Here is a 24585-nt window from a genome sequence, read left to right on the forward strand (position 1 = left end):
AGCGTACCGTATTAAGTTTGGTATTAATAAATTAAGAAAGCATGAGTGTTTTAGAAATGAAAGTTCCTTCTCCGGGAGAATCAATTACAGAAGTAGAAATTGCAACTTGGTTAGTTGAAGATGGTGATTACGTAGAAAAAGATCAACCTATTGCAGAAGTAGATTCTGACAAGGCAACCTTAGAATTGCCTGCTGAAGAAAGTGGAATTATTACTTTAAAAGCAGAGGAAGGCGATGCTGTAGCAGTTGGTGCAGTAGTTTGCTTAATTGATACAAGCGCAGCAAAACCAGAAGGAGATACACCTGCAAAAACAGAAGCCCCAAAAGAAGAAAAGAAAGTTGAAGTAAAAGAAGCGCCAAAAGCTGCTACTTATGCAACCGGAACAGCTTCTCCTGCGGCCAAAAAAGTTTTAGCTGAGAAAGGAATTGCTCCTTCTACTGTAAAAGGTAGTGGAAAAGATGGTAGAATTACCAAAGACGATGCTGTAAAAGCAGTACCTTCTATGGGAACTCAACCTGCAAATGGGTCTAGAGGAACAGAGCGCAAAAAAATGTCTATGTTACGTAGAAAAGTTGCGGAACGTTTAGTAGCTGTAAAAAGCGAAACGGCTATGTTAACTACTTTTAACGAAGTAAACATGCAACCAATTTTTGATTTACGTACAGAGTATAAAGAAGCTTTTAAAGCAAGACACGGAGTTGGATTAGGCTTTATGTCTTTCTTTACTTTAGCAGTTGTTAGAGCTTTAAAATTATTCCCTGATGTAAACTCTATGATTGATGGAGATTACCAAATAAAGAACGATTTTCAAGATATTTCTATTGCAGTATCCGGACCAAAAGGTTTAATGGTTCCTGTAATTAGAAATGCAGAAAACTTATCTTTTAGAGGAGTAGAAAGTGAAGTAAAACGTTTAGCAATTAGAGCAAGAGATGGTCAAATTACTATTGATGAAATGACTGGTGGAACATTTACAATTACCAATGGTGGTGTATTTGGTTCTATGTTGTCTACTCCTATTTTAAACCCTCCTCAGAGTGGAATTTTAGGAATGCACAACATTGTTAACAGACCAATGGCAGTAAATGGCGGAATTGTAATTCAACCAATTATGTATGTTGCTTTATCTTACGATCATAGAATTGTAGATGGTAGAGAATCTGTTGGTTTCTTAGTAGCCGTTAAAGAAGCTTTAGAAAACCCTATTGAATTATTGATGGATAACAATCCTTCAAAAGCTTTAGAAATGTAGGTTCCTTTTGAAACAAGATGAAATAAAGTCGAGCCATTTGACTTATTAGATATGGAAAACCTTTTTGAGAAATCAGAAAGGTTTTTTATTTAAAATAGTTTTCTATAATTGCCCTACTTCTATTAAAAAACATCTCTTTAAAGTTGTTATACAAAACAACTGTTTTAGGACATATAAAATAACTTATCAAACCCAAACTACATAGTAACACTAGAACAGCACCAACCTTACGTAAACCACCTATTTAAGCCATGTTATTATCTTAAATATAATGTTCTAAAGCTATTTTTGGTATAATATAGTTATGTGAACATAAAGTCTTTATATAACAAAAAAATCCGTTCAAAAATTTGAACGGATTTTATATTTTATATAAAAGGAAACTTAGTTACCTACGTATAGGTTTGATCTGTTATCCTCTACATCAGAAGCTTTTTTAAGAGCCTCGTACATTGTAAAAGTTTTTGCTTTTCTTGCCTCTGCAATACTTTTTCTAGCAACTTCATAATTAGGTAAAGTAGTTGGCAACTGTTTATTAATTACTGCAAAAGCATACACACCTTTATTACCTTCAATGTTTTTGTATACTTTGTTTAATTCTGCATTAAACATTGCTCCTACTACTTTAGGCTCAGAACCTGCACCTGATAAAGTTGGACTTTTTAAATTAATACCGCTTGCATTTCTAACGTTTGTATTATTCTCTTTAGCAATATCCGCTAAAGTACTTCCATTAAATTTGTCTGCAATTAATTTTGCTTTCTTTTGGTTTATCAAAATAGGCTTAACAGTGTTTGTTGCCTTAGCAGCAGACATTAATCCTTTTTCTGTTTTAGCAGTAACAAAAGCAACTACATGACTTCCTTCTAAATCAAAACGTTTAAAATCTCCAGGTTTTGTATCCTTACCAAAAGCCCAAGAAATAATTTGTCTTTGATTACCTAAACCAGGTACATTCTCATCTAAAACTTTTAAACCAATAGCAGGTCTTGTTATATATTTATTTTCTTTGGCTATTTCAAAAAACTTTTTATCTTTTGATGTTGCTAAAGCAAACTGTTCTGCTTTTTGAAAAATCTCATTTTCAGTAGCTTCAGAAGCAATTATTTGTCTACTATAAGTTGCTAATTTTAATGCTTTCTGATTATTTTTTTGACCATCAATTCTAATAACATGGAAACCAAATGGTGTTTCTACAACTCCAATATCTCCTTTACTCCCTTCAAAAACAAAATCTCTAAATTTAGGAGTCATTCTATTATAAGTAAACCAACCTAAATCTCCTTCTTTTGCTCCTGAACCGATATCTGAAGATAAGGTTTTAGCTAAATCTGCAAATTTATTTTTATTCCTTTTTACTACCGTTAAAATACTATCTGCTAAAATTTTAGCTTCGTCTTGAGTTCTTGTAACATTTGGCGCAACTCTTTGAGCTCCAATAAATGGAATTAAAATATGACTTGCTCTAGCCGAGTCTGGCATATTAGTAACAGCAGTAATTTTTGATATTTTAAAATATCCTTGTTCTTTATATGGACCAAAAACATCTCCTTTTGTTCCTTTAAAAATTTCTGAAGCTACTGTTGCATTAATCTCTTTTTGAAATTTAAAATTATTATCAATACTTGTATCAGAATCATTTTCACTTAAAAACTCAGTATCATTTGTAGCGCTTTTAAAATCTTCAATTAATTCGGCAACACTAGCTTTAATATTGTTTTCATCTTCTAATGAAGCAGTAATATCAAACTTTACGTAAGATATATCTCTAGATTCATCTACTTTAAAGTTATTTGCATTTGCTTTGATATAAGATTCTATTTCTCCTTTAGATACGTTAATTAAACTATCTGCAATTGATGTATAAGGTACAAATACAAACTGAGAAGATAATTTTGTATTGTCTACAAAATACTGAGCTTCTCCTTCTTTTAAAGAAGCACCAAGACCTGCAGTAACTAAATTATTATATGTATTTCTCTCTCCATTATCTCTAATTTGAGTCATATAATTAGACCAAGCTCTCCACATATCTGGATTATTCTCTTTTGTGTCTGCTAAAAATTGCTTGAATTTTGCTTCATCAAATAAGCCTGCTGCATTTTGAAATTGAGGGTTATCTTTAACTGAAGGAGCATTAATTACTTCATTCCACACATCTGCTTCACCAACCGTAATTCCTGCTTCTGATAATTGATTTTGATAGATTTTTTTTCTAACAATATTATCCCAAACATTTTTAGATGCTTGCATTTCTGTAACACCATTTCCTACTTGTTGTTTATACGCTTCTAATTCTGCAGAAAACTCTTGTCTAGAGATAGACTCTCCATTTATTTCACCTACTTTATTTACTTTACTTGAATTGAAAAAATCACCTAAAGTAGATGGATCTAATACAAAAGCAAAAAGTGCTAAACCAATTATAATGATTAAGAACATTGAACGTTCTCTAATTTTTGATAAAATTGCCATACGAATTTATTTAATTTCAGTTTGCGAATATACGATTTGGGTTTTAATATTGCAACCGATTTTATACTTATTAGTAGTAACTAAATAGTTCTAAAAATAAAGAGACATTCTAAGCATCTTCATCTACTTTTTTTAAACGAACTTCTTCTATTTTAGCACTGCTCATTTTTAAGATTTTAATCTCAAAATCTTCAATATCAACCACTTCATTTTCGGTAGGAATATTTTCTGTTTGTTCTATAATAAAACCTCCTAAAGTTTCATAAGCCTCAGATTTTGGTATATTTAAATTATATTCTTCATTTAAATAATCTACCTCTAATCTTGCCGAAAAGTTAAATTCAGTTTCAGATATTTTCTTTTCTAAAAATTCCTGACTATCATGTTCGTCTTCAATTTCCCCAAATAATTCTTCTACAATATCTTCTACAGTTATCATTCCAGATGTCCCACCATATTCATCAACCACAACAGCAACACTTTTTCGTTTTTTCATTAAACTATTTAAAATATTGTTGATCATCATAGATTCTGGCACAATCTCTACAGGTAATAAAATAGATTTAATAGTTTTTGGTTTTTTAAAGAGTTCAAAGGCATTTATATACCCTATTACATCATCTAAAGATGTTTTATAAACTAATACTTTAGACAAACCAGAATCTATAAAAATGTTTTTTAAATTGCTTACTTTTTCGTGTAATTCTACAGCAACAATTTCGGTTCTAGGAACCATAACCTCTCTTGCTTTTACATTATGAAAATCGAGTGCATTTTGAAAAATTTGAATTTCAGAATCTACTTCATCATCATTATTACCCGTTTCTAATTGTTCGGTAATATAATACCCTAATTCTTCTTTACTAAACTCCGTTTGCTGTTCTTCTGCATTTGTTTTAAAAAAAACACGAAGGAAAAAATCTGATATCAAAGTAATCACTTCAGAAAAGAAGTGAAATAAAACATAAAAAATATAAGCTGGTAAAGCAAAGATCTTTAATACTTCATTTGCATAAATTCTAAAAATTGCTTTTGGTAAAAATTCTGCCGTAATTAATATGATTATTGTGGAAATAATAGTTTGTATAAGAAGGGTAGAAAATTCATTAAAAATATCATTAGGTAGAATGCTAATTAAGACTTCCCCCATGTAGTAACTATAAATTACTAAAGAAATATTATTACCAACTAGCATGGTAGTAATAAATTTTGATGGCTTTTGGGTAATTTTGTTAAGAAGTCTAGGAATAAAACCTTCTCTTTTTTTTTCTAACTCTATATGTAGTTTATTGGCGGATACAAATGCAATCTCCATTCCCGAAAAGAATGCGGAAAGAATAATTGAGATTAGTATAATTATGACTTCAATTTCCATCAAGAAATTTATAATCTATTGGTTTTGGTTATTTCTTGTTTCTACTTTTTTTCTAAAATGTCTTTTAAAGAAAAAAACTAAGGTAATAAAAATAGAAGCTCCAAGAAACAAATATGCTTTTTCTCTTTCCTCACTCCATCTAACAATGCCTTCTATTAAACATATTATAGCTACTACTAAATAGCCATATTGAAATATTTTCCAAACTGTATTCATTTTATTCTTTTTCTGAAGTTACTAACCTTCCTGTTGTTTTCTTAGCTAAATATTTGCTTAAATTTTCTTTACATTCAAAACCAACACCATAAATAGTATCTTTTAAAGTAGTTAATGTAAATGCTTTTTCAGAAAAAAAGTAATTGGTCTTTTGATCCCAAAACAATTGCTCTGTTTTTAATTTAGAGTGTTCTTTAGGGTTTACAACAACCACATTGCCCTTAATTTCAGAGATTAGCGTCTTTGAATATGACAAAGCATAATCGCCTGTAATGGTAACAGAATCCTTTCCTTCAAAATTTACAATTTCTATTCCTTTCGGAAATTCATTATAAGGGTGTTGTTTTCTATTACTAAAATCGTACAATAAAGGTGTTATTAATTTTGAAGTAATTCTACCTGAATCTTTATATACATGAAATGCATTTTTTGCGATACTAACTGGTAAGTTTTTAGATGCCAAAAAATCTCTAACTTCTTTGGTGTTGTTAGAGCAAGAAAAAAGCATTACTGTAACAAATAGTACAGCAATGCTTTTATATAATATTTTTTTATAATTATTCACAAAAGATTAATTAGGAACTCTTACAGTTTCTCCTATCCAACACTTTATTGTATAACTACTACCTGGATTTACACCTGCAGTAAAAATAACTTTTTTACTTGGTACATTTCCTCTATAACTTCTAATATATGAACTTGCTGTTGATGAAATACTTGGATCTACAGAGGCAGCTCTTTGCACTTGGTTTAAAGCAGCAACATATACCATTCTTTTTTCAAATTCATCACTACCACAATTATTTACACTAGAAGCATATAAACTTCCAATAAATAAATATGCTTTACCTAAATTAGGATTATAACTTAAAGCCTCTCTAGCTAAACTTCTAGCTTTACTTAACTGTCCTCTAGATTTAGCTGCATGTGCAAACTTTAATTTATATTTTGCTTTCTTTAAAGGGTCTGTTTCTAAATTAAATGATTTTTCTCTCATTGAATTTGCTCCAGTTGTATCTCCATTATCTTCTAAAACACTCGCTAAGAATGAATATGCTTCAGGAGAAGGAGATGCTTCTGCATAAGCTCTTACTAACTCTTGATACAAAGGATCTGATTCACAACCTTTGTTAAACATTCTAGAAACTGATCTTTTTAACCAAACAGCATTAGATCTATTTGCTTCAAAATCTCTTCTGTATAATGGCACTAATCTTTCACAGGTAGCAATTTCAGAAATAATAGCATCTAAACCACCTTCTACAGTACCCAATGCTTTAGAGTTAATTGTATAAGCTCTTTTTAAACTTTTATCTCTTTTATCTAAAACTTGTGTAGTATCTTGGTATTTTACTAATTTCTTAGCATAAACTTCTAATTTTTCACTTACAGATTCTAAAACATCATCATAAGTATCAAATACTTTTTGAGGGTTTGTATCTTTATTTCTATCTGTAACTCCCTGAAAATAAATATATAAGTTCTTTACGCCCATTTTAGTAGGATCTATACTATATCCTTTTTCTAAAATTGCAAAAACCTCATCATCAGAAGCTAATTTATTATCTAACAAATAAGTAGCATAATCACTATGTACTTTTGCAGGATTATCTGTTGGGTAATACTGAAGCCTTTGTTCGTAAACTCTTTTTGCTAACACAGGATCTTTTCTAACATCTTCTGCTAAAGTTGATCCAAATTTATAAATGTTTACCGATAAATCTTTACAGTTATCCATTAAATAAGACCAATCTTTAAAAGCTTCTTCATACTTTTTTGATTGGAAATCTCCTTTAAAAAGATTGTATTTAATTGTACATTCTCTTTTTGCATCGTCTTGCGCATTTGTTTTTGCTGATGCTAATAATAACATTGCAGCTAGTAAAAACGTAATTTTCTTCATTTTGTTAGTTTTTTGTTAATCTATTTTTCTTTTCTGAAACCAATTAGTGTCTGTCAAAGATAAACTTAATCTAAAATTAAAATAATTTTCTTTAATTAAATTATTACTGGTTGTTCCTCTTTTACCAAATTCAAACCCCATATTTAGAGAGGATAATTGTTTCAATGGTAAACCTAAACCAAAAGATATGCCAAAGTCATCTACAGACGTATAATTTGTATGAGGAGAAGAACCATCCACCAATAAACCAGTCTTTTTAAAACGAACACCACCTCTATACGTAACTCTTTCCCAATAACTAGAAATCGAATTTATTTTAGGCAAATAATAACCACCTAAAGAAACTCTATTTGATTTACCATATTTATAAGCATTATTAGGTGTATTTAAAAAACCAGTAGTTTCTATTGCATCTTGATTTTCGTATTCTAAACCAACATACCATTTATCATCTTTCCCTAAACCTGCTCCCAAAATTGTTTTTAAAGGCAACTTATAATTTCCAGTTATACCATTTTGAGAAATAGTATCTCTACCAAATTCTGAACCAGAACCTGTAAAAGTAAGAGAGTATAAATAATCATCTCCAGTAACTTTTAAATCATTCCCCATTTTTAGAGTAGCTCCACCACTTAGAATCATCTTATTTTTAAGAGCCTTTTTATATTGTGCTCCAAGAGTTACAGAACCACCTCTAACAACGGTAGCTTCTTTATATTTAGTTGCTAAAGAAACACCTAACCTTTGACTCGTAATACTCTTATCTATACTTCCAAATTTATAATCTACTTCTATACCTAAAGATAATTCTTTATATACTTTTATACCGAAGCTAGAGTAAACTCTACTTACACCACCATCCCCAGAAAAAGCTGTATTCTCTATAATTACACCACTATCATCTAAAATAGAATTAGATAAAGAGTACCCTACAGAAGAAATCGGTTGTATACCAAAAGACATACCTGCTTTATGACCAAGAGGAAATGCCAATGTAAAATAACTTAAACTTGTAGAATTAGAAGACTGTGTTTCTCCTTTATTATCTATCGATAACTTATTATTTAACAAACCAAAAGAATACGTTGTATACCTTAAACTAGCATACGAAGCGGGATTTGTAAAGTTTAAATACTTATAATGGCTAAAGGCAACTCCAATGCCTCCCATTGCACTTTGTTCTACTGTAATTGGGTTAAATTCATCACCTATACCAAAAAAAGAATATGGCGAAGATCCTGTTCTTTGAGCCGTAATAGTTAAAGAACTTATTAGTAAAAAAACTAATAATATATGTCTAATCATTTGTCTATATTAAATATCAATATTCTATTTAATCCTTGAAGAAGAAAATTTTGATTGGCAAATATGCTACTTTTTAATTGCTTTGACAAGAATTTTGTGTCTCCTCCTGTTAAAACCACTGTTAAATCCATATATTTTTTTTTATATTGATTAATTATGCCTTCAATTTCTTGAATTACTCCATTTACAACTCCAGAATTCATACTCTCTTTTGTGTTGCGCCCTATAACGTTACTCATTTCTTCTTTTTCTAATAAAGGTAAGTTGGCTGTAAAATGATTCAACGAAAGAAACCTCATTTTTATTCCGGGAGAGATTGCACCTCCTAAATATTCCGATTGCTTATTAACAAAATCGAATGTAATACAAGTTCCTGCATCTATAATTAGTATATTTTTATTAGGAAATTCATTTACCGCACCAGCCACCAAAGCAATTCTATCAACTCCTAAAGTATTTGGCGTTTTATATAAATTAACAAAAGGAACATTTGTAGATGATGATAAAACCATTAAATGGACTAAATTTTGTAGTTTTTCTATCGTTGTTTCTGATATAAAACTCACGGAAGACAAAATTCCATGGCTAATTTTATATTTTTTTAAAATTTTTTTTATTTCTGATAAAATTTTTTTTCTATCAACAACAACCATATCAAAAATTGTATCATTCTCAAAAACAGCTACTTTTATCCTTGTATTGCCTGCATCAATTATTAAGTTCATCTTTAATTTTATATGAAAATCAAAAATACAATAGATTTTTTTAATTTTATACTTGCACAACTTAAAAAAGGTTGTATATTTGCCACCGCTAAGGCAAAGATGTTAATTTAACTTCTAAACCAATGGTACCTTAGCTCAGTTGGTAGAGCAAAGGACTGAAAATCCTTGTGTCCCTGGTTCGATTCCTGGAGGTACCACTTAAAAACCCTATAAACGTATTGTTTATAGGGTTTTTTCTTTTTAGAACACTAAATAAAGTGCTAATAAAAAACATTTACTTGTTTAAAAACGATCAAGGAAAAATGTAGTTTTAAAAACAACCATAAAAGAACTAATTTAATTTGTTTCTAAATCTTTAAAAAACTATTTTCGTTAACTTCTGATATAAAAGATTGAAACGATTTAATACCGTTAGAGTTAGCTTTAATGCAGTTAATAGAAAAAAAAGAGTTTATAAATGAAAAGAAATTAAATCAATAAAATAATTGCTATGTATTTTTCAGTTAAACCGTATTTTAATGGAATGAAATACTTAACTCAAAACATTAATATTCTATTTGAAAATTTAAATTCTTTTTTAATTTTTACAGGATTAGCAATTAGCTTTTCAACACTTCAAGACACAACTAAAACATCTCTTAATTTCGAGAAGAAAATATGGGAAAACCCAAGAAAGGGAAAAATTATAATAATTACGATTTCCTTGACTACTTTTTAGATATTAGCCTATGGGATTTTTGGTTTATTCATAATAAGTAATGAAAATCTTAAGGAATTATCTTTTGGAGCTATAACTTTAGGAATTGGACTTATTGGATTTTTGAAAACTGAAGTTGAAATTTTTGACAATCATAGAAAGGATCAAAATACGACAGACAAAAATGTATAACAATTTTATTTAATACCAAAACGAAATCTAAAATTAACTTATGGGAAAAAATAATATTTCTGAATTAACCAACGAACAACTATTAATTGAAAAAAAGAAATTAAAAAAGTCTGAATTTATAAGTGCTTTAATGATAGGATTTCTTGCCAGTATAGTCGTGATAGGAATTGTTTCATCTATTATTTCAAATAATATTATAGTGATCATTCCTTTACTATTTCCTATCTATTTTATTTATAAATTAATAAGTAATTCAAAAAAGAATAACGAGCTTAAAATAATATTAAAAGAACGAAATCTGAACTAAAATTACAAACCGATTTGATTGAAAAGCACTAAAAGCCAACAATGTCTAAAAATTGCTTAATTCAATAAATTAGAATGTTTCTAAAACAAAATAATATTAAATTTAAACATCGGAAAATTACGGTTTCAAAACCGCAACTTTGGTTATTATACCCAGTTAACGAAACCAATAATCACAAAAAAAAACGAACTCTCACAAGTTCGTTTTTTTAATATAAAATATTTCGTTAAAATCTACTCAGCCAAAGCCGCTCCAGAAGCAGCCACAGATCTATCAATTTTACGCATTAAACCCTGTAACACTTTACCAGGTCCAACTTCAATAAATTCCGTTCCACCATCAGCAATCATTGCTTGTATACATTGCGTCCATTTTACTGGCGCCGTTAACTGTGCAATTAAGTTTTCTTTAATTTCATCCGGACTCGTAACCGCCTTCGCAACCACATTTTGGTATACAGCACAAGTAGGTTTGCTAAATACAGTCGCTTCAATTGCCGCAGCTAATTCTGCTCTTGCAGGCTCCATCATTGGCGAATGAAATGCACCCCCAACAGGTAATAACAACGCTCTTCTTGCTCCTTTTTCCGTTAAAACTTCACAAGCTTTTTGTACTGCAGCAACTTCTCCAGAAATTACTAACTGTCCTGGGCAATTGTAATTTGCTGCCACCACTACTCCATCAATTTCTGCACAGGTGTCTTCAACTACATCATCTGCCAATCCTAAAACTGCCGCCATGGTACTTGGGGCTGCTTCACATGCTTTTTGCATTGCCAAAGCACGTTTAGAAACCAATTTTAAACCATCTTCAAAAGTTAAAACTCCGTTTGCAACCAAGGCAGATAATTCTCCCAAAGAATGTCCTGCAACCATTTCTGGCTGAAAAGAATCGCCTAAAACTTTTGCTAAAATTACCGAGTGTAAAAAGATTGCCGGCTGCGTAACTTTCGTTTCTTTCAACTGTTCCGCCGTTCCTTCAAACATAATATCTGTAATCGAGAACCCTAAAATCTTGTTTGCTTTTTCAAAGTATTCTTGCGCCAATGCAGACTTTTCGTATAAATCCAATCCCATTCCTGTAAATTGCGCTCCTTGACCCGGAAAAATATATGCTTTCATAAATTGTATTTTTGTGTAGTTGTTTATTCGTTTAATTGTTTGCAAAAATAATCATTTTTATTAGAAGCTAATCCCGCTAGGAGTTTATCTTGAGCGCCGTCGAAAGGCACTCGCTTTTTTTATTCAGAAACAGCATAAAAAAGAGCTCAAACATTAGTTTATACTGAGCGTAGTCGAAGTACTGCAATCGGGGCTAAACTTGTATGCAAACTATTTGTATTTAAAAGGTAGCAAATAAGTATTAAGAAAATATCTTAAAAGCAATACCAAATAACCAAATTTTCAGTTATTATTTGTAATCAACTTAAAAAAAATTCGTCTATATATTTAGAAAACACAAAACAATGAAAAAAATTCTTTTAGTAATAGTTACTCTTTTTACATTATCCAATACAAATGCGCAAACATCAATATTTAACGATTTATTGCAAAAAAATGTTACCAAAAACGGAATTGTAGATTACAAATCTCTGAAACAAAATTCATCAGAATTAAACAATTATCTCTCTTATTTAGAAAAAACGACTCCAGATAATTCATGGTCAAAAAACAAACAAAAAGCCTTTTGGATTAATGCCTACAATGCCTATACTATTAAAATAATTTTAGACAATTATCCTTTAAAAAGTATTACAGACATCAAACAAAACGGGCTCATAGCTTGGAAAATTCCGTTTGCTAAAGTTGGCGGAAAAACCTACACTTTAGATCATATAGAACATACCATTTTAAGAAAACAATTCTCAGATCCAAAAATACATGTTGGTGTAAATTGTGCTTCTGGTTCTTGTCCAAAATTAGGGAACAAAGCATTTACAGAACAAAATGTAGAAGCAGAATTAACGCTTTTAATGAAAGGTTTTGTAAACGATACTTCGAGAAATAAAATTACAGAAAACAACATTCAAATATCTTCTATTTTCAATTGGTTTAAAGAAGATTTTATAAAAAACGGTTCAATTATCGATTTTTTAAATACGTATTCAGAAACTAAAATCAGCCCAAAAGCTAAAATTAGTTATTTAAAATATGATTGGACTTTAAACGGAAAATAGTATTTTTATTTTTCATAAAAAACATTATAACACGCAACAAAGAACTTGTTCTCAAGTTCTTTGTTGCGTGTTATAAAAAAGATTTTACAATTGTATAAAATAAAAAAACTTTAACTTTATAAATTAATACAAGCTGCTTACCTTTTCAGAAAACTCTAAAAAAAATAGCTCTAGAAATTAAATTCAAATAACATCTACCAAAGGAACAAATAAGTATAAAATGAAGAAAATTTTAATTCTTTTTCTACTGATAACATCAACATTATCTGCACAAAAGAAGTTGGATAAATTATTGAACAAATTCAACAAAAACAATGTTCCTTATATTTCTGTAGATACATTAGCAACTAGAAATGCTATTCTTTTAGATGCTAGAGAAGAAAAAGAATATAAAGTCAGTCATTTAAAAAACGCTATTCTTGTAGGTTTTAATCATTTTAATATCCATAAAACTTTAGAAAAACTACCAGAAGACAAAAGCGCAAAAATTGTAGTGTATTGTTCATTAGGTATCCGTTCTGAAATTATTGCACATCAATTAATTGAAAAAGGGTATACAAACGTTTTTAATTTATATGGCGGAATTTTTGAGTGGAAAAACAATAATTATCAGGTCCTTGATACTTTAGGGAATACCACAGAGAAAATCCATACTTTTAATAAAAAATGGAGCAAATGGCTTTTTAAAGGAGAAAAGGTTTATGAATAAGTCTGCAGTAGACAGTTGCAGTTTTCAGTGATCACTGTTGTGTATTTTAAATAAGTTTGCAGTGTACAGTAACAGTTTTCAGTGATCACTCTTGTGTTAACAACACTATAAAAAATTCTTATCACATAGAAACATAGGATAAGTAATTCTGTGGTAATTTTTCAACGACAATATTATCTTTATTTAATCATGTTAAAAAAATCAAATAGTGAAAATTTATTATTAATCTTCACCAGAAATCCGGAGTTAGGCAAAGCAAAAACACGTTTAGCTAAAATAGTTGGTGATAAAACTGCCTTAGAAATCTATAAATTCTTATTAGATAAAACGAAAGAAGTAACTTCTAAAGTAACATCAGATAAAGCGGTTTATTATTCTGTAAAAATTAGAGAAAACGATATTTGGGATGCAAATAGCTATCAAAAACACCAACAAGTTGGAGAAGATTTAGGCATTAGAATGTTAAATGCTTTTAAAAATAGTTTTGATGCTGGTTATAAAAAAGTAATGATTATTGGCAGCGATTTATATGATATAACATCAGAAAACATAGAAAATGCATTCGACCAACTAAACTCTAATGATGTGGTTTTAGGACCTGCAGAAGATGGTGGTTATTATCTTTTAGGTATGAATGCTTTGCAAGAAAACATCTTTAAAAACAAAGATTGGGGGACGGCTTCAGTTAGAAAAGATACCTTAGCAGATTTACAAGATAAAGCAGTATTTTTGTTACCAACATTAAATGATGTTGATGTTTTTGAAGACATCGAGCATCATCCTGCATTTGCACAATTTTTAAAATAACAAAATTTCCCTCGAGTGCGGGCGAGAGGTAACATTATTCAGTTCTCTACTACACTCGACCAGACAACAGATACTGAACTAAATTCAGCATAAATGAAAAAACAACAATTACAAGAAACCATCGATTTTTTAAAATCAAACGGAATTACAAATCCAGAAATAGGAATTGTTTTAGGAACAGGATTAGGAAAACTAGTGGACGAAATTTCAATAGAAAAAGAAATTTCGTATTCCGATATTCCAAATTTTCCGGTAGCCACTGTAGAGTCTCATTCTGGTAAATTAATTTACGGAGAATTATCTGGTAAAAAGGTACTTGTAATGGCAGGACGTTTTCATTTATACGAAGGTTATAATCCGTGGGAAGTAACTTACGGAATTAGAACCATGCACGGTTTAGGCATTCAAAACCTACTAATATCTAACGCTGCAGGAGCAATAAACCTCAACTATAAAAGAGGAGATTTAATGCTGATTGAAGATCACATTAATTTACAAGGAAGCTCTCCTTTAGCTTTTCAAAGAGCCAATACTTTTGGTAACATTTTTGCAGATATGTTAGAGCCATACTCAAAAGATATTAATGCCAAAATTAGTGCCATTGCTAAAGAACAAAACATTTTACTACATCAAGGAGTTTATACAAGTTTATTAGGTCCGCAATTAGAAACGAGAGCCGAATACAGAATGTTACAAATTTTAGAAACGGATGCTGTTGGCATGAGTACTGTGCCAGAAGTAATTGTTGCAAAACAACTGAACTTGCCTTGTGCAGCTATTTCTGTGTTAACGGATGAGTGCGACCCTAAAAATTTACAACCTGTAGATATTGAAGAAATTATAGCGATTGCCGGTAAAGCAGAACCTAAAATGATTGCATTGTTTAAGGAAGTTATTAAAGAACTTTAACTTCTATGTTATATAAAAGCAGGCTACATAAATTGTCTAGAATCTAAAACCTTCCAGGTAGTTTCATGTAAGTCTGCGTTTAGAAAAATTTGACATGCCAAACGCGTATTAAAATATTCTGGGTATTTGTTTAATATAGTCTGCTCATCCCCTATTTTATTGATTTTACAAGCACCTTTTAATTGCTGTACCATACAAGTACCGCACCAAGCTCTTCCTCTACAATCGCCAATATCTTCTGCCAAAGCATCCACAATAAAGACCATTAAATTTTGTGTTTCGTTGGGTTCAAAAGTCAATGTACTTAAAACTCCAGAACTGTCTTCTATATGTATGTTATACATGGGGTTATTGCTTTATTTTGTCTTAAGACTTACTATATTCTTTTTTTCTTTATTACAAAATACCTAACTTAGTTGAGTATTTTTGCCTTGTTATAAATAACATTTTTTGCTGTTTATTATAATAAAAAAAGGCCATCAAACTTAAATCTAACTGAAATTTTATCTTTGTAAAGATAACGTTTAACTGTAAGTATTAATATTAATTCATGACCAACCCATTCAGATTTAAAAGCCTGAAAAATCTTTATCTCTAACAAATGAACAAATACCTAGACATCATAAAAAACTCTTATTCCGATTATTGGAATTACGTAAAACAATCTGTTTTAATGGAACTCAACTGGGAGAACTATTTCTATGGATTGATTATTATTTCATTGGTTGTTTGGGGTTTAGAAATTATTTTTCCTTGGCGAAAAAATCAGTCTATTTTTAGAAAAGACTTTTGGCTGGATACCTTTTACATGTTTTTCAATTTCTTTTTATTGAATTTGATTGTATTGATTGCACTATCTAACTCTGCAGCACAATTGTTTGATGATCTTTTAGGAATTGTAGGTTTGTCTATTACCAATTTTCAATTGATAGAAATTAACAACCTTCCATTTTGGGCTAGAATTTTTATCTTTTTTATTGTGGTAGATTTTGTACAATGGTGGACGCACAGACTATTACATACTTTTGAGTTTCTTTGGAATTTCCATAAAGTGCATCACTCTGTAAAAGAAATGGGCTTTGCGGCACACTTACGTTATCATTGGATGGAGCCTGTGGTTTACAATTCTTTAAAATACATTCCGTTGGCTATTATTGGAGGATTTTCTGCTCAAGATGTTGTTTTTGTTCATTTTTTTAATATTACCATAGGGCATTTAAATCATGCAAATATTAATTGGGATTACGGTTGGTTAAAATATATTTTAAACAACCCGAAAATGCATATTTGGCATCATGTAAAAGAACTACCAGAAGACAGAAAAAACGGTGTTAACTTCGGAATTACATTAAGTATTTGGGATTACATTTTTAAAACAAATTACATTCCGTATTCTGGTAGAGATATCGAATTAGGCTTTGATGATGAAAACCAATTTCCTGAAGATTTTATACATCAAGAAATATATCCTCTAGGTAAAAAGTAACCCTTTTTGTATCTTTATCGTTCTTAATTTTTATCAATATGAAATATATTAAAATACTGTTTTTATTCCTATTTGTACAAGTTTCTGCACAACAAGGAGGTATGTGGATTCCGTCTCTTTTAGAAGGAATGAATGAGCAAGAAATGACTTCTTTAGGAAGTAAATTAACAGCAAAAGACATTTACGACGTCAACAATTCTAGTTTAAAAGATGCTATTGGGCATTTTAATGGAGGTTGTACTAGTGAAATTATTTCTCCAAAAGGTTTAGTTTTAACCAATCATCATTGTGGTTTTGGGCAAATTCAAGCGCATTCTACTTTAGAAAATGATTATTTAAAAGATGGTTTTTGGGCGATGAATTTAGAAGAAGAATTACCAAACCCAGGTTTATATATTGAGTTTATTGTTAAAATTGAAGACGTAACAGATACTGTTCTCCAAGGTATTAATGATTCGTTAACGGAAAAAGAAAAACAAGCTATCATCACAAAAAATGGCAATGCTTTACAAAAGACAATTACCAAAGAGCCTTGGCAACATACCAAAATAAAATCATTCTTTAAAGGAAATCAATTCTTTTTGTTTGTCACAGAACGTTTTAACGATATTCGTTTAGTAGGTGCACCTCCAACAAGTATCGGTAAATTTGGTAGCGACACAGATAATTGGGTTTTCCCTAGACATACTGGTGATTTTTCGATGTTCAGAATTTATGCTGATGCAAATAATCATCCTGCAAAATATAGCAAAGATAATGTGCCATACAAACCAAAACACTTTTTACCCGTTTCTTTAGACGGTGTAGAAGAAGGAGATTTTACCTTAGTATTTGGTTTTCCTGGTAGTACAGATGAATATTTACCTGCTGTTGCCGTTAAGCATATTACACAAGAATACAACCCAACAAATATTGCCATTAGAGAAGCTGCTTTAAAAGTAATTGACGCAAAAATGAAAACGAGTGATGAAATTCGTATCAAATATGCTTCTAAACAAGCTAGAATAGCAAATTATTGGAAAAAATGGATTGGAGAAAATTTAGGAATTCAAAAAAGTAATGCCGTAGAAAAAAGACAAGACTTTGAAGCTACATTTACAAAAGCGTTGGCAGAAAAAAACTTAACTGAAAAGTATGGTAATATTCTCCCTGAATTTGATCGTTTGTATAAAGATTTTGGGCCTATAAATATTAAAAGAAGAAACTTTATTGAGGTCTTTTTAGTTACCAATGAATTAATGTCAATGACCTTTAGAGCGTATCAATTTGAACAAGCTGTTAAAAAAGATCCTACTTCTTTTGACAAAGCTAAAGTTGCCATAGAAAACACTTTAAAAAGGATTCATAAAAATTATGATGTTGGCGTAGATAAAGGTGTTTTTAAAAATGTGATGCCTTTTTACAACAAAAATGTTGATGCTAGTATTTATGAAAAAACGGCTTTCACAAACTTAGATACTTCTTTAAAATTGTTTGATGGAAATGCCAAAAAGGTGCTTAAAAAATTAAATAAAGATGCTGCTTATCAATATGCAAAACCAATGATTGAAGCATTTTACAATGCTATTAACAAAGAGTATCAACAAAAAAATGAACCCATTTTAGCCTTGCAAAAAACCTATATGAAAGCATTGATGGAAGCGTTGCCAAACGCACGCTATTTTCCGGATGCAAACAGTACTTTACGTGTAACGTACGGACAAGTTAGAGGCTACGCTCCAAGAGATGCGGTGTACTACAATCCGGTGAGTTATTTAGATGGAGTTATAGAAAAATATATTCCTGGAGATTATGAGTTTGATGTTCCAAAGAAATTACGTGAATTATACAAAACGAAAGATTACGGACAGTATGCAGATAAAAAAGGTAAAGTTCCCGTTTGTTTTTTAGGTACAAATCACACCACAGGTGGAAACTCTGGAAGCCCTGCAATAGATGCGGAAGGAAACTTAATTGGTTTAAATTTTGACAGAGTTTGGGAAGGAACCATGAGTGATATGAACTACGATCCTGAGATTTGTAGAAACATCATGGTAGATGTGAGATATGTATTATTTATTGTTGATAAATATGCCGGAGCAACTCATTTAATTGATGAAATGACATTAGTACATCCGAAGAAAAATAAATAATTAAAGTATATATTAAGTATTAAAAAAGGTTTAAGAAACATGAAAATGAATGTTTCTTAAACCTTTTTTTGTGTTGAAAAATCAGTGTATTCTTGTTACTAAATAACAATACCAAATAAAGGATTTCAAAGTCGTTCCTCATTCGGAAGGACAAGCTAAACCACAAGCAACATAAAAATTACTTATTCCTACCTTTTTCATTAGGGTACAAACTTGGCAAATCATCACTTTGTACAAACTCTTTGGTATCAATATTTAAACCAGTCACTTTTCCTTTAAAAGCAGCACCGGTATCAATATTCCAAACATTTGCAATGTTTATTGGGTTTGACTCATTATAGTTTGTGGTAGGTGTATGACCTATGTAAATTTCCTTATAATGTTGTATTCTTTTAGGATAAAATAAAGAATTTTTCTCTATTCTAGAATCTAAGGCTAAAAGCATCTCCCACAAAGATCTATCTAAATAAAACAGCTCTTGAAACTGCTCTTTTTCTACACCGTGTAAAGAAGTAAAACCGGCATGTAAAAACAATCTATTTTCTGTATCTATATGATATAATGGTAAATTCTCGAAAAAAGTTAAGTGTTGTTTTTTTTCTTCGGATGAAAAATCGGCATAACTTTCCATGGTTTCTTTACCTCCGTGTAAAAACCAAGTAGGATTTACATCCTTCTCATTTTTTAACCAATTCTGGCACCAAACATCATGATTTCCTTTGATAAAAACACACTCGAATTTTTGAGCTAATTCTAATAATAGCTGTACAACTTGTGCAGATTGACTCCAACCATCTACATAATCTCCCATGAAAATGATTTTATCACCATCTTTTAATTCAAGTTTATTTAATACCTGAATTAATGCTTTTAAGCCTCCATGAATATCTCCAATTGCAAAAGTTCTCATCTTAATTTTGTTTTTGGCAAAACTAAGTGTTTTTATAAAAAAACAAGAATTGTTAGATTAAATTTAGATTACTATTTATCAATCTTAACTTTTAGAAATCTTTTAAACTCAACTATTCTGCAGTAAAGTTTTCTTGAATCATCAAATTCACCCAAAAATCATCACTTAAACCCATTACAGTAATTTTATAATCTTCATTTAAAATTAATGCCGCTGGAGTCTCTAAATTTATTTTTGAAGTTACATTAGAAGTATCATAATACTGAAACATTTTATCTTCTGTAAAAGTACCTGATAAAAGATCACTATCAGAATCTGTAACTATTTCTAAATATTGAACATTTTCTTTATAAGATCCATCTGCCCATGTAAATTTCGGCATTAATGATTCCGAAGCATCTATGGTAAGATCCGTAAACCATTCTGTAGGCCTATTTTGATTTTTAATTTTTACTGGATTAGAAATATGCAATGTTTCACCAATAACATACGTAATAATACACCAACTTTCTGCATCATCTGTTCTATTGTACCTTCTTAGTTTTCCTCCATAAACAGCTTCATCTTTCAGCATTTTTCTTCTATAATTAGAAAAATCATTTTTACCTACCAAGGTATTGTCTGTTTCATAATATCTCATGGCAGAAGAACCTGTTAAGAAATCATAATAAATATAAGAAAGACTTTTAGAACCACTACTACTAGCCGCAAAAGCCAATGCACTTTCAATTGTTTTTGATGAATTTAAAGCTACATATTCTTCTAAATTTCTTGGTACAAATGTTTCTAAAATTACGGTATTTACCCAATAATCATCACTAATTGCCATCATTGTAAAAAGATACTCAGTATCTTCTACCAAATCATCCGGAGTTTTAGAAGTATTTAGAGAGCTCTCTACATTAGAAGTATCAAAATACTGAAACGTTTTATCTAAAGTATATGTACCTGACACAAAAGTATCATCATCTACTTCAGAAATTGATTCAAAATAAATTGTATTGTCATCCACTCCAAAATCTGACCAAGTGAATTTTGGATTTAATGTAGTTGGAAATTCAATAGAAACTTCATCCGTCCAACTTGTTGGGTTTGTTACATTTTTTAAACGAATTGGATTCGATTTATGCAATTCACCATCTAACATATAGGTAACTAAGCACCATTTTTCTTCGGAATCTGATCTTGTAAAACGCTTCAATTCTCCTTCAAAAACATCCTTTGCAGTTAGGTTCTGTCTTCTGTAATTAGAAAGGTCTGGTTGACCTACCTCTGGGATATCTGCCTCATAATATCTAATATCTGTGGCACCTGTTTCTGGTGCTGTATAAATATAAGTAGTACTTGTGCTACCGCTAGCACTTGCCGCATATGCAAAAAAGTCTCCTGAATCTGTATTTGACGCGGCCTCTATATATTCCTGTAAATTTCTTGGAACAGTAATGTCATTATCTTCTGTACATGAAAAGAGAAAAAAGGGAATAAAAACTGTAATCAGGAAATTTTTAATGGTCATCTATATTTAAATTTTAATAGTAATAATTGGCAAGGTAGAATGATTTGCAACATCCTCGGCAACACTTCCTGCAAAAATATGCGATAATCCTTGTCTACCATGTGTAATTACAGAAATTAAATCTGCACCTACAGCATTCGAAAAACTAAGAATTCCTTTTTCAATAGTTCTATCGCAAACATAGTTTACATTAATCATTCTATGCACATCTCCTTCTGCTTTTAGTAAAAAATTATTTGCCATTCTTTCCATTTCTGTAGTTGTTTTAAACTCTTCATTTGGCAAATTCACGTATAAGATATGTTTTTGAGCATTTAAAAAATCTAATGCTTTTAGCATTCTATTAAATGCAGGTATACTTTCTTCAGAGAAATCTGTTGCCACAACAATATCAGAAAAATCGGCATTTACCATTTCATTTTTAATCACCAAAACCGGCAAATTAGAAAATCTTACCACTTTTTCTGTATTAGAACCTATAAAAAATCCTTTTACCCCTCCAGTACCCTGAGAGCCCATAATAATAAGATCTGCTTTTATTTCTTCTGCTATTTCATTTATCTCACTAAATACTTTAAAATGTTTTATAATAGGAATAATTTTTATTCCTTCTAAATAATCTTTTTTAAGAAAATCTTTAAACTTTTTTTCTGCTAATTTTAAGAAAAATATGGCTTTTTCTTGTTGATTGTCTTCACTTTCTGTTAAAGAAACCTCTTGCATATCTAACATGTGCATTGCATACACAGTTGCATTGTATTTTTTAGCTAGTAATGCTGCTGTTTTTAAAGCAAACTCAGAATATTTAGAAAAATCTATGGGTACAATTATTTTTTTCATGATAGTGGTGGATATATCGGTTAAAAATACAAATTTAACAACTAATTAAAGAATTATATAAGATATTGGTCATGTTTTAAAATTCTATTTTTGTTGATATAGTTTTCTAAGAACAGCTTGTGCTGGTTTATTTTGAGGTGTAAATCTATTATCTTTTTCTCCTCCCACTTTATCATAAGCGTGAAACCATTTCCAAACAAAACCACCAGCAAACCAATCTTCTTTCCAAAACTCATTATGTATTGCTTGCAAACCGTTTACTTGTGCATCTAAATTTACCTGCCCCTCTACTCTATTTGCATCCCAAGGTTCTTTCCCTGTAAAATCTACACTTCTATACCCAAATTCTGTAAATAAAACGGGGATATTAAATTGCTTTTGAACCTGTGAAATTTCTTTTTTATGAGGTTCCCAACCTATTTCGAAATCTTTAATAGAAGGTGTTTTTTTATCGCTTAAAGGAAAATAGGCATCTATACCAATAAAGTCTAAATCTTTCCAGATATCAATATGTTTATATTCGTCCCAATTTGCAGCATAGGTTAATTTACCTGTATAAATTTTTCTTATTTCTTTAATAAGTTTTCTCCAATATTCTGGCCTGTTTATTACAAACTTACCTAATTCTGTACCAATACAAAGTATTCCTGCATTAATTTGTTGTGCAGATTTTGCATACGCTAATATAAATTCTGAATATGATTTTTCTAAAATAGTCCATTTTTCTTCAGAATTCATTTCTATATGTCCCGTAAATTGTCCACGACCAACCCAAAGCTGGGGTTTCACCATCACCTTTACATTTTTCTTTTTAAATTCATTTGCATATTGTAACAAGCCATTTTTAGTTTCTCCAAACCATTGTCTGCTTGTATTGTGAATTACTTCTGGTGATGATAAATCTCTTATAAAACCAAAAGGCATCAATGCAACATAATTGCTTTGTGCTTTTAAAACAGAATTAGTATGTGTTGTATCTATCTGATCTCTTGATGCAACAAAACTTAATCCGTTTATTTTTTTTTGCTGACTATTACAAGATAGCTGAATAAATATCAGCAATAAAAAAAGGAATTTATATGTTTTCATAAAGCCCCGAAAATAGTTTTTTATAAAAACAATGCTCTTAAACCAATGTTAAAACTTTGTATAAAGTATGTTTCCATTCTCTCTTAAAAATCATGATGTTTTTTTGTAAACCTTAAAAAACTTATTTATATCCATTCTAAATTAATCTTTCTATTTAAGTTCTTAACTTTAGCTTCGACTTAACCCCCAAGAATTAATCATCCTATGAAACATATTGTAATAATTGGTAACGGAATTTCTGGAGTTACTGCAGCAAGACACATCAGAAAAAACTCTGACAATAAAATAACTATTGTTTCTGCAGAAACAAAATATTTCTTTTCTAGAACAGCACTAATGTATGTGTATATGGGACACATGAAGTTTGAACACACACAACCTTATGAAAATTGGTTTTGGAAAAAAAACAGAATTGAACTTAGAGAAGGTTTCGTTAGTAAGGTAGATACTGATAAAAAAGAATTGGAATTTAAAGATTCTTCTACTCTTTCTTACGATCAATTAATTATTGCAACGGGCTCTAAACCAAATAAGTTTGGATGGCCTGGTCAAGATCTAGATGGCACATTGGGTATGTACCATAAACAAGATTTAGAAAAATTAGAAAAATATGCTCCCGATAATAAAACGTGTAAACGTGCTGTAATTGTTGGTGGAGGATTAATTGGTATTGAATTGGCAGAAATGCTAAGAAGCAGAAAAATACCTGTTACTTTTTTAGTAAGAGAAGATAGTTTTTGGAACGGTGTTTTACCTGCACAAGAATCTGAAATGATTAACAAGCACATTAAAGAACATCATATAGATTTGCGCTTAAGCACCAATTTAAAAGAAATTAAATCGGATGAAAACGGACGTGTAAAATCTATTATTATTGAAGAAACGGGTGAAGAAATTCCTTGTAACGTAGTGGGATTAACCGCTGGGGTTACACCTAATATCGATTTACTAAAAGAATCTGGAATAGAATTAGGAAGAGGTGTAAAAGTAAATCGTTTTTTAGAAACCAATATAAAAGACATTTATGCCATAGGCGATTGTGCAGAACAGCACGAAGCAATAGGACAACGTAGAAATATTGAAGCCGTTTGGTATACAGGAAGAATGATGGGAGAAACTTTAGCACAAACCATCTGTAATAATAAAACAGCCTATAAACCAGGACATTGGTTTAACTCTGCAAAGTTTTTAGACATCGAATATCAAACCTACGGTTGGGTTTTTAGTGAAAAAGGGAAACAAGAAAACGAAGCGTATTTTCAATGGCAACATCCTACAGAAAATAAATGTATTACCATTTCTTTTGATAAAAACACTAATAACTTTTTAGGCATCAATACCTTCGGAATTAGAATGCGTCATGAAATTTTTGACAAATGGTTAACCGAAAACAAATCTATAGAACATGTATTAGAGTTTTTAGCCGATGCTAATTTTGATCCTGAATTTTTTAAACTACATGAAGCTGAAATTTTAGCCAAATTCAACAACGAAAATAACACCAATATTCAACTAAAAAAGAAAAGTTGGAAACGTATTTTCGCTAAAGTTTAAACACATCAA

General features: G+C 30.4%; 22 protein-coding genes and 1 tRNA gene. 10 read left to right on the forward strand and 13 right to left on the reverse strand.

From position 1 onward, the window contains the following. Nucleotides 1–41 precede the first annotated feature (41 nt). Complete coding sequence (odhB, locus tag JOP69_RS08875; RefSeq protein WP_203394130.1) at nucleotides 42–1253, forward strand: 2-oxoglutarate dehydrogenase complex dihydrolipoyllysine-residue succinyltransferase; 1212 nt, start codon at nucleotides 42–44, stop codon at nucleotides 1251–1253. A gap of 384 nt (nucleotides 1254–1637) precedes the next feature. Here the strand turns inward: odhB and JOP69_RS08880 are convergent, their stop codons facing one another. From JOP69_RS08880 to JOP69_RS08910, 7 genes are all read right to left on the reverse strand, one after another. Beyond that, nucleotides 1638–3728, reverse strand: a complete 2091-nt coding sequence (locus tag JOP69_RS08880; protein WP_203394131.1) for a peptidylprolyl isomerase — start codon at nucleotides 3726–3728, stop codon at nucleotides 1638–1640. Nucleotides 3729–3837: 109 nt separating this feature from the next. Then, nucleotides 3838–5103 (reverse strand): hemolysin family protein, encoded by a 1266-nt coding sequence (locus tag JOP69_RS08885; RefSeq protein WP_203394132.1) that lies wholly within the window; start codon nucleotides 5101–5103, stop codon nucleotides 3838–3840. A gap of 15 nt (nucleotides 5104–5118) precedes the next feature. Then, the gene (locus tag JOP69_RS08890; protein WP_203394133.1) at nucleotides 5119–5319 is read right to left on the reverse strand and encodes a hypothetical protein; all 201 of its coding nucleotides are present in this window, start codon (nucleotides 5317–5319) and stop codon (nucleotides 5119–5121) included. Between the two features lies 1 nt (nucleotide 5320). Further along, nucleotides 5321–5884, reverse strand: a complete 564-nt coding sequence (lptC, locus tag JOP69_RS08895; RefSeq protein WP_203394134.1) for an LPS export ABC transporter periplasmic protein LptC — start codon at nucleotides 5882–5884, stop codon at nucleotides 5321–5323. 6 nt (nucleotides 5885–5890) lie between these two features. Continuing rightward, a complete protein-coding gene (locus tag JOP69_RS08900) occupies nucleotides 5891–7222 on the reverse strand; it encodes a lipopolysaccharide assembly protein LapB (RefSeq protein ID WP_203394135.1) in 1332 nt (443 codons plus the stop codon). Between the two features lie 15 nt (nucleotides 7223–7237). Next, nucleotides 7238–8527, reverse strand: coding sequence for a hypothetical protein (locus JOP69_RS08905; RefSeq protein ID WP_203394136.1), 1290 nt, complete (start codon nucleotides 8525–8527; stop codon nucleotides 7238–7240). Continuing rightward, a complete protein-coding gene (locus tag JOP69_RS08910; protein ID WP_203394137.1) occupies nucleotides 8524–9252 on the reverse strand; it encodes a type III pantothenate kinase in 729 nt (242 codons plus the stop codon). Before JOP69_RS08910 ends, JOP69_RS08905 begins: the two co-directional genes overlap by 4 nt. A gap of 124 nt (nucleotides 9253–9376) precedes the next feature. On the opposite strand from JOP69_RS08910, the gene JOP69_RS08915 reads away from it, so the two are divergent. Beyond that, nucleotides 9377–9449: transfer RNA gene (locus JOP69_RS08915), tRNA-Phe, on the forward strand. 732 nt (nucleotides 9450–10181) lie between these two features. Next, a complete protein-coding gene (locus tag JOP69_RS08920; RefSeq protein WP_203394138.1) occupies nucleotides 10182–10448 on the forward strand; it encodes a hypothetical protein in 267 nt (88 codons plus the stop codon). Between the two features lie 233 nt (nucleotides 10449–10681). Here the strand turns inward: JOP69_RS08920 and fabD are convergent, their stop codons facing one another. Continuing rightward, a complete protein-coding gene (gene fabD, locus JOP69_RS08925; RefSeq protein ID WP_203394139.1) occupies nucleotides 10682–11569 on the reverse strand; it encodes an ACP S-malonyltransferase in 888 nt (295 codons plus the stop codon). A gap of 344 nt (nucleotides 11570–11913) precedes the next feature. Here fabD and JOP69_RS08930 point away from each other — a divergent pair, with 344 nt between their 5' ends. The 4 genes from JOP69_RS08930 (at nucleotide 11914) to JOP69_RS08945 (ending at nucleotide 15049) form a co-directional block, all read left to right on the forward strand. Beyond that, on the forward strand, nucleotides 11914–12624 hold the full coding sequence (locus tag JOP69_RS08930; protein ID WP_203394140.1) for a DUF547 domain-containing protein: 711 nt from the start codon (nucleotides 11914–11916) through the stop codon (nucleotides 12622–12624). 220 nt (nucleotides 12625–12844) lie between these two features. Beyond that, nucleotides 12845–13333, forward strand: coding sequence for a rhodanese-like domain-containing protein (locus JOP69_RS08935; RefSeq protein WP_203394141.1), 489 nt, complete (start codon nucleotides 12845–12847; stop codon nucleotides 13331–13333). A gap of 189 nt (nucleotides 13334–13522) precedes the next feature. Next, the gene (locus JOP69_RS08940; protein WP_203394142.1) at nucleotides 13523–14140 is read left to right on the forward strand and encodes a TIGR04282 family arsenosugar biosynthesis glycosyltransferase; all 618 of its coding nucleotides are present in this window, start codon (nucleotides 13523–13525) and stop codon (nucleotides 14138–14140) included. Nucleotides 14141–14233: 93 nt separating this feature from the next. Further along, nucleotides 14234–15049 carry a purine-nucleoside phosphorylase gene (locus tag JOP69_RS08945; protein WP_203394143.1) on the forward strand — a complete coding sequence of 272 codons (816 nt, stop codon included), beginning with the start codon at nucleotides 14234–14236 and terminating at the stop codon, nucleotides 15047–15049. Nucleotides 15050–15072: 23 nt separating this feature from the next. Here JOP69_RS08945 and JOP69_RS08950 read toward each other — a convergent pair whose 3' ends face one another. Then, nucleotides 15073–15393: a 2Fe-2S iron-sulfur cluster-binding protein gene (locus JOP69_RS08950; RefSeq protein WP_203394144.1), complete on the reverse strand. Its 321-nt coding sequence runs from the start codon at nucleotides 15391–15393 to the stop codon at nucleotides 15073–15075. A 257-nt stretch (nucleotides 15394–15650) separates the two neighbouring features. On the opposite strand from JOP69_RS08950, the gene JOP69_RS08955 reads away from it, so the two are divergent. Then, the gene (locus JOP69_RS08955; protein ID WP_203394145.1) at nucleotides 15651–16535 is read left to right on the forward strand and encodes a sterol desaturase family protein; all 885 of its coding nucleotides are present in this window, start codon (nucleotides 15651–15653) and stop codon (nucleotides 16533–16535) included. 38 nt (nucleotides 16536–16573) lie between these two features. Then, nucleotides 16574–18667 (forward strand): S46 family peptidase, encoded by a 2094-nt coding sequence (locus tag JOP69_RS08960; protein ID WP_203394146.1) that lies wholly within the window; start codon nucleotides 16574–16576, stop codon nucleotides 18665–18667. A gap of 178 nt (nucleotides 18668–18845) precedes the next feature. Here JOP69_RS08960 and JOP69_RS08965 read toward each other — a convergent pair whose 3' ends face one another. From JOP69_RS08965 to JOP69_RS08980, 4 genes are all read right to left on the reverse strand, one after another. After that, on the reverse strand, nucleotides 18846–19577 hold the full coding sequence (locus JOP69_RS08965; protein WP_203394147.1) for a metallophosphoesterase family protein: 732 nt from the start codon (nucleotides 19575–19577) through the stop codon (nucleotides 18846–18848). A gap of 112 nt (nucleotides 19578–19689) precedes the next feature. Next, the gene (locus tag JOP69_RS08970) at nucleotides 19690–21093 is read right to left on the reverse strand and encodes a hypothetical protein (RefSeq protein WP_203394148.1); all 1404 of its coding nucleotides are present in this window, start codon (nucleotides 21091–21093) and stop codon (nucleotides 19690–19692) included. A gap of 6 nt (nucleotides 21094–21099) precedes the next feature. Further along, on the reverse strand, nucleotides 21100–21933 hold the full coding sequence (locus JOP69_RS08975) for a universal stress protein (RefSeq protein WP_203394149.1): 834 nt from the start codon (nucleotides 21931–21933) through the stop codon (nucleotides 21100–21102). Nucleotides 21934–22017: 84 nt separating this feature from the next. Next, on the reverse strand, nucleotides 22018–23022 hold the full coding sequence (locus JOP69_RS08980) for a glycoside hydrolase (RefSeq protein ID WP_203394150.1): 1005 nt from the start codon (nucleotides 23020–23022) through the stop codon (nucleotides 22018–22020). A gap of 204 nt (nucleotides 23023–23226) precedes the next feature. Here JOP69_RS08980 and JOP69_RS08985 point away from each other — a divergent pair, with 204 nt between their 5' ends. Beyond that, complete coding sequence (locus JOP69_RS08985) at nucleotides 23227–24576, forward strand: NAD(P)/FAD-dependent oxidoreductase (RefSeq protein WP_203394151.1); 1350 nt, start codon at nucleotides 23227–23229, stop codon at nucleotides 24574–24576. Nucleotides 24577–24585 lie beyond the last annotated feature (9 nt).

Source organism: Polaribacter sp. Q13 (assembly GCF_016858305.2).
Lineage (GTDB): Bacteria > Bacteroidota > Bacteroidia > Flavobacteriales > Flavobacteriaceae > Polaribacter.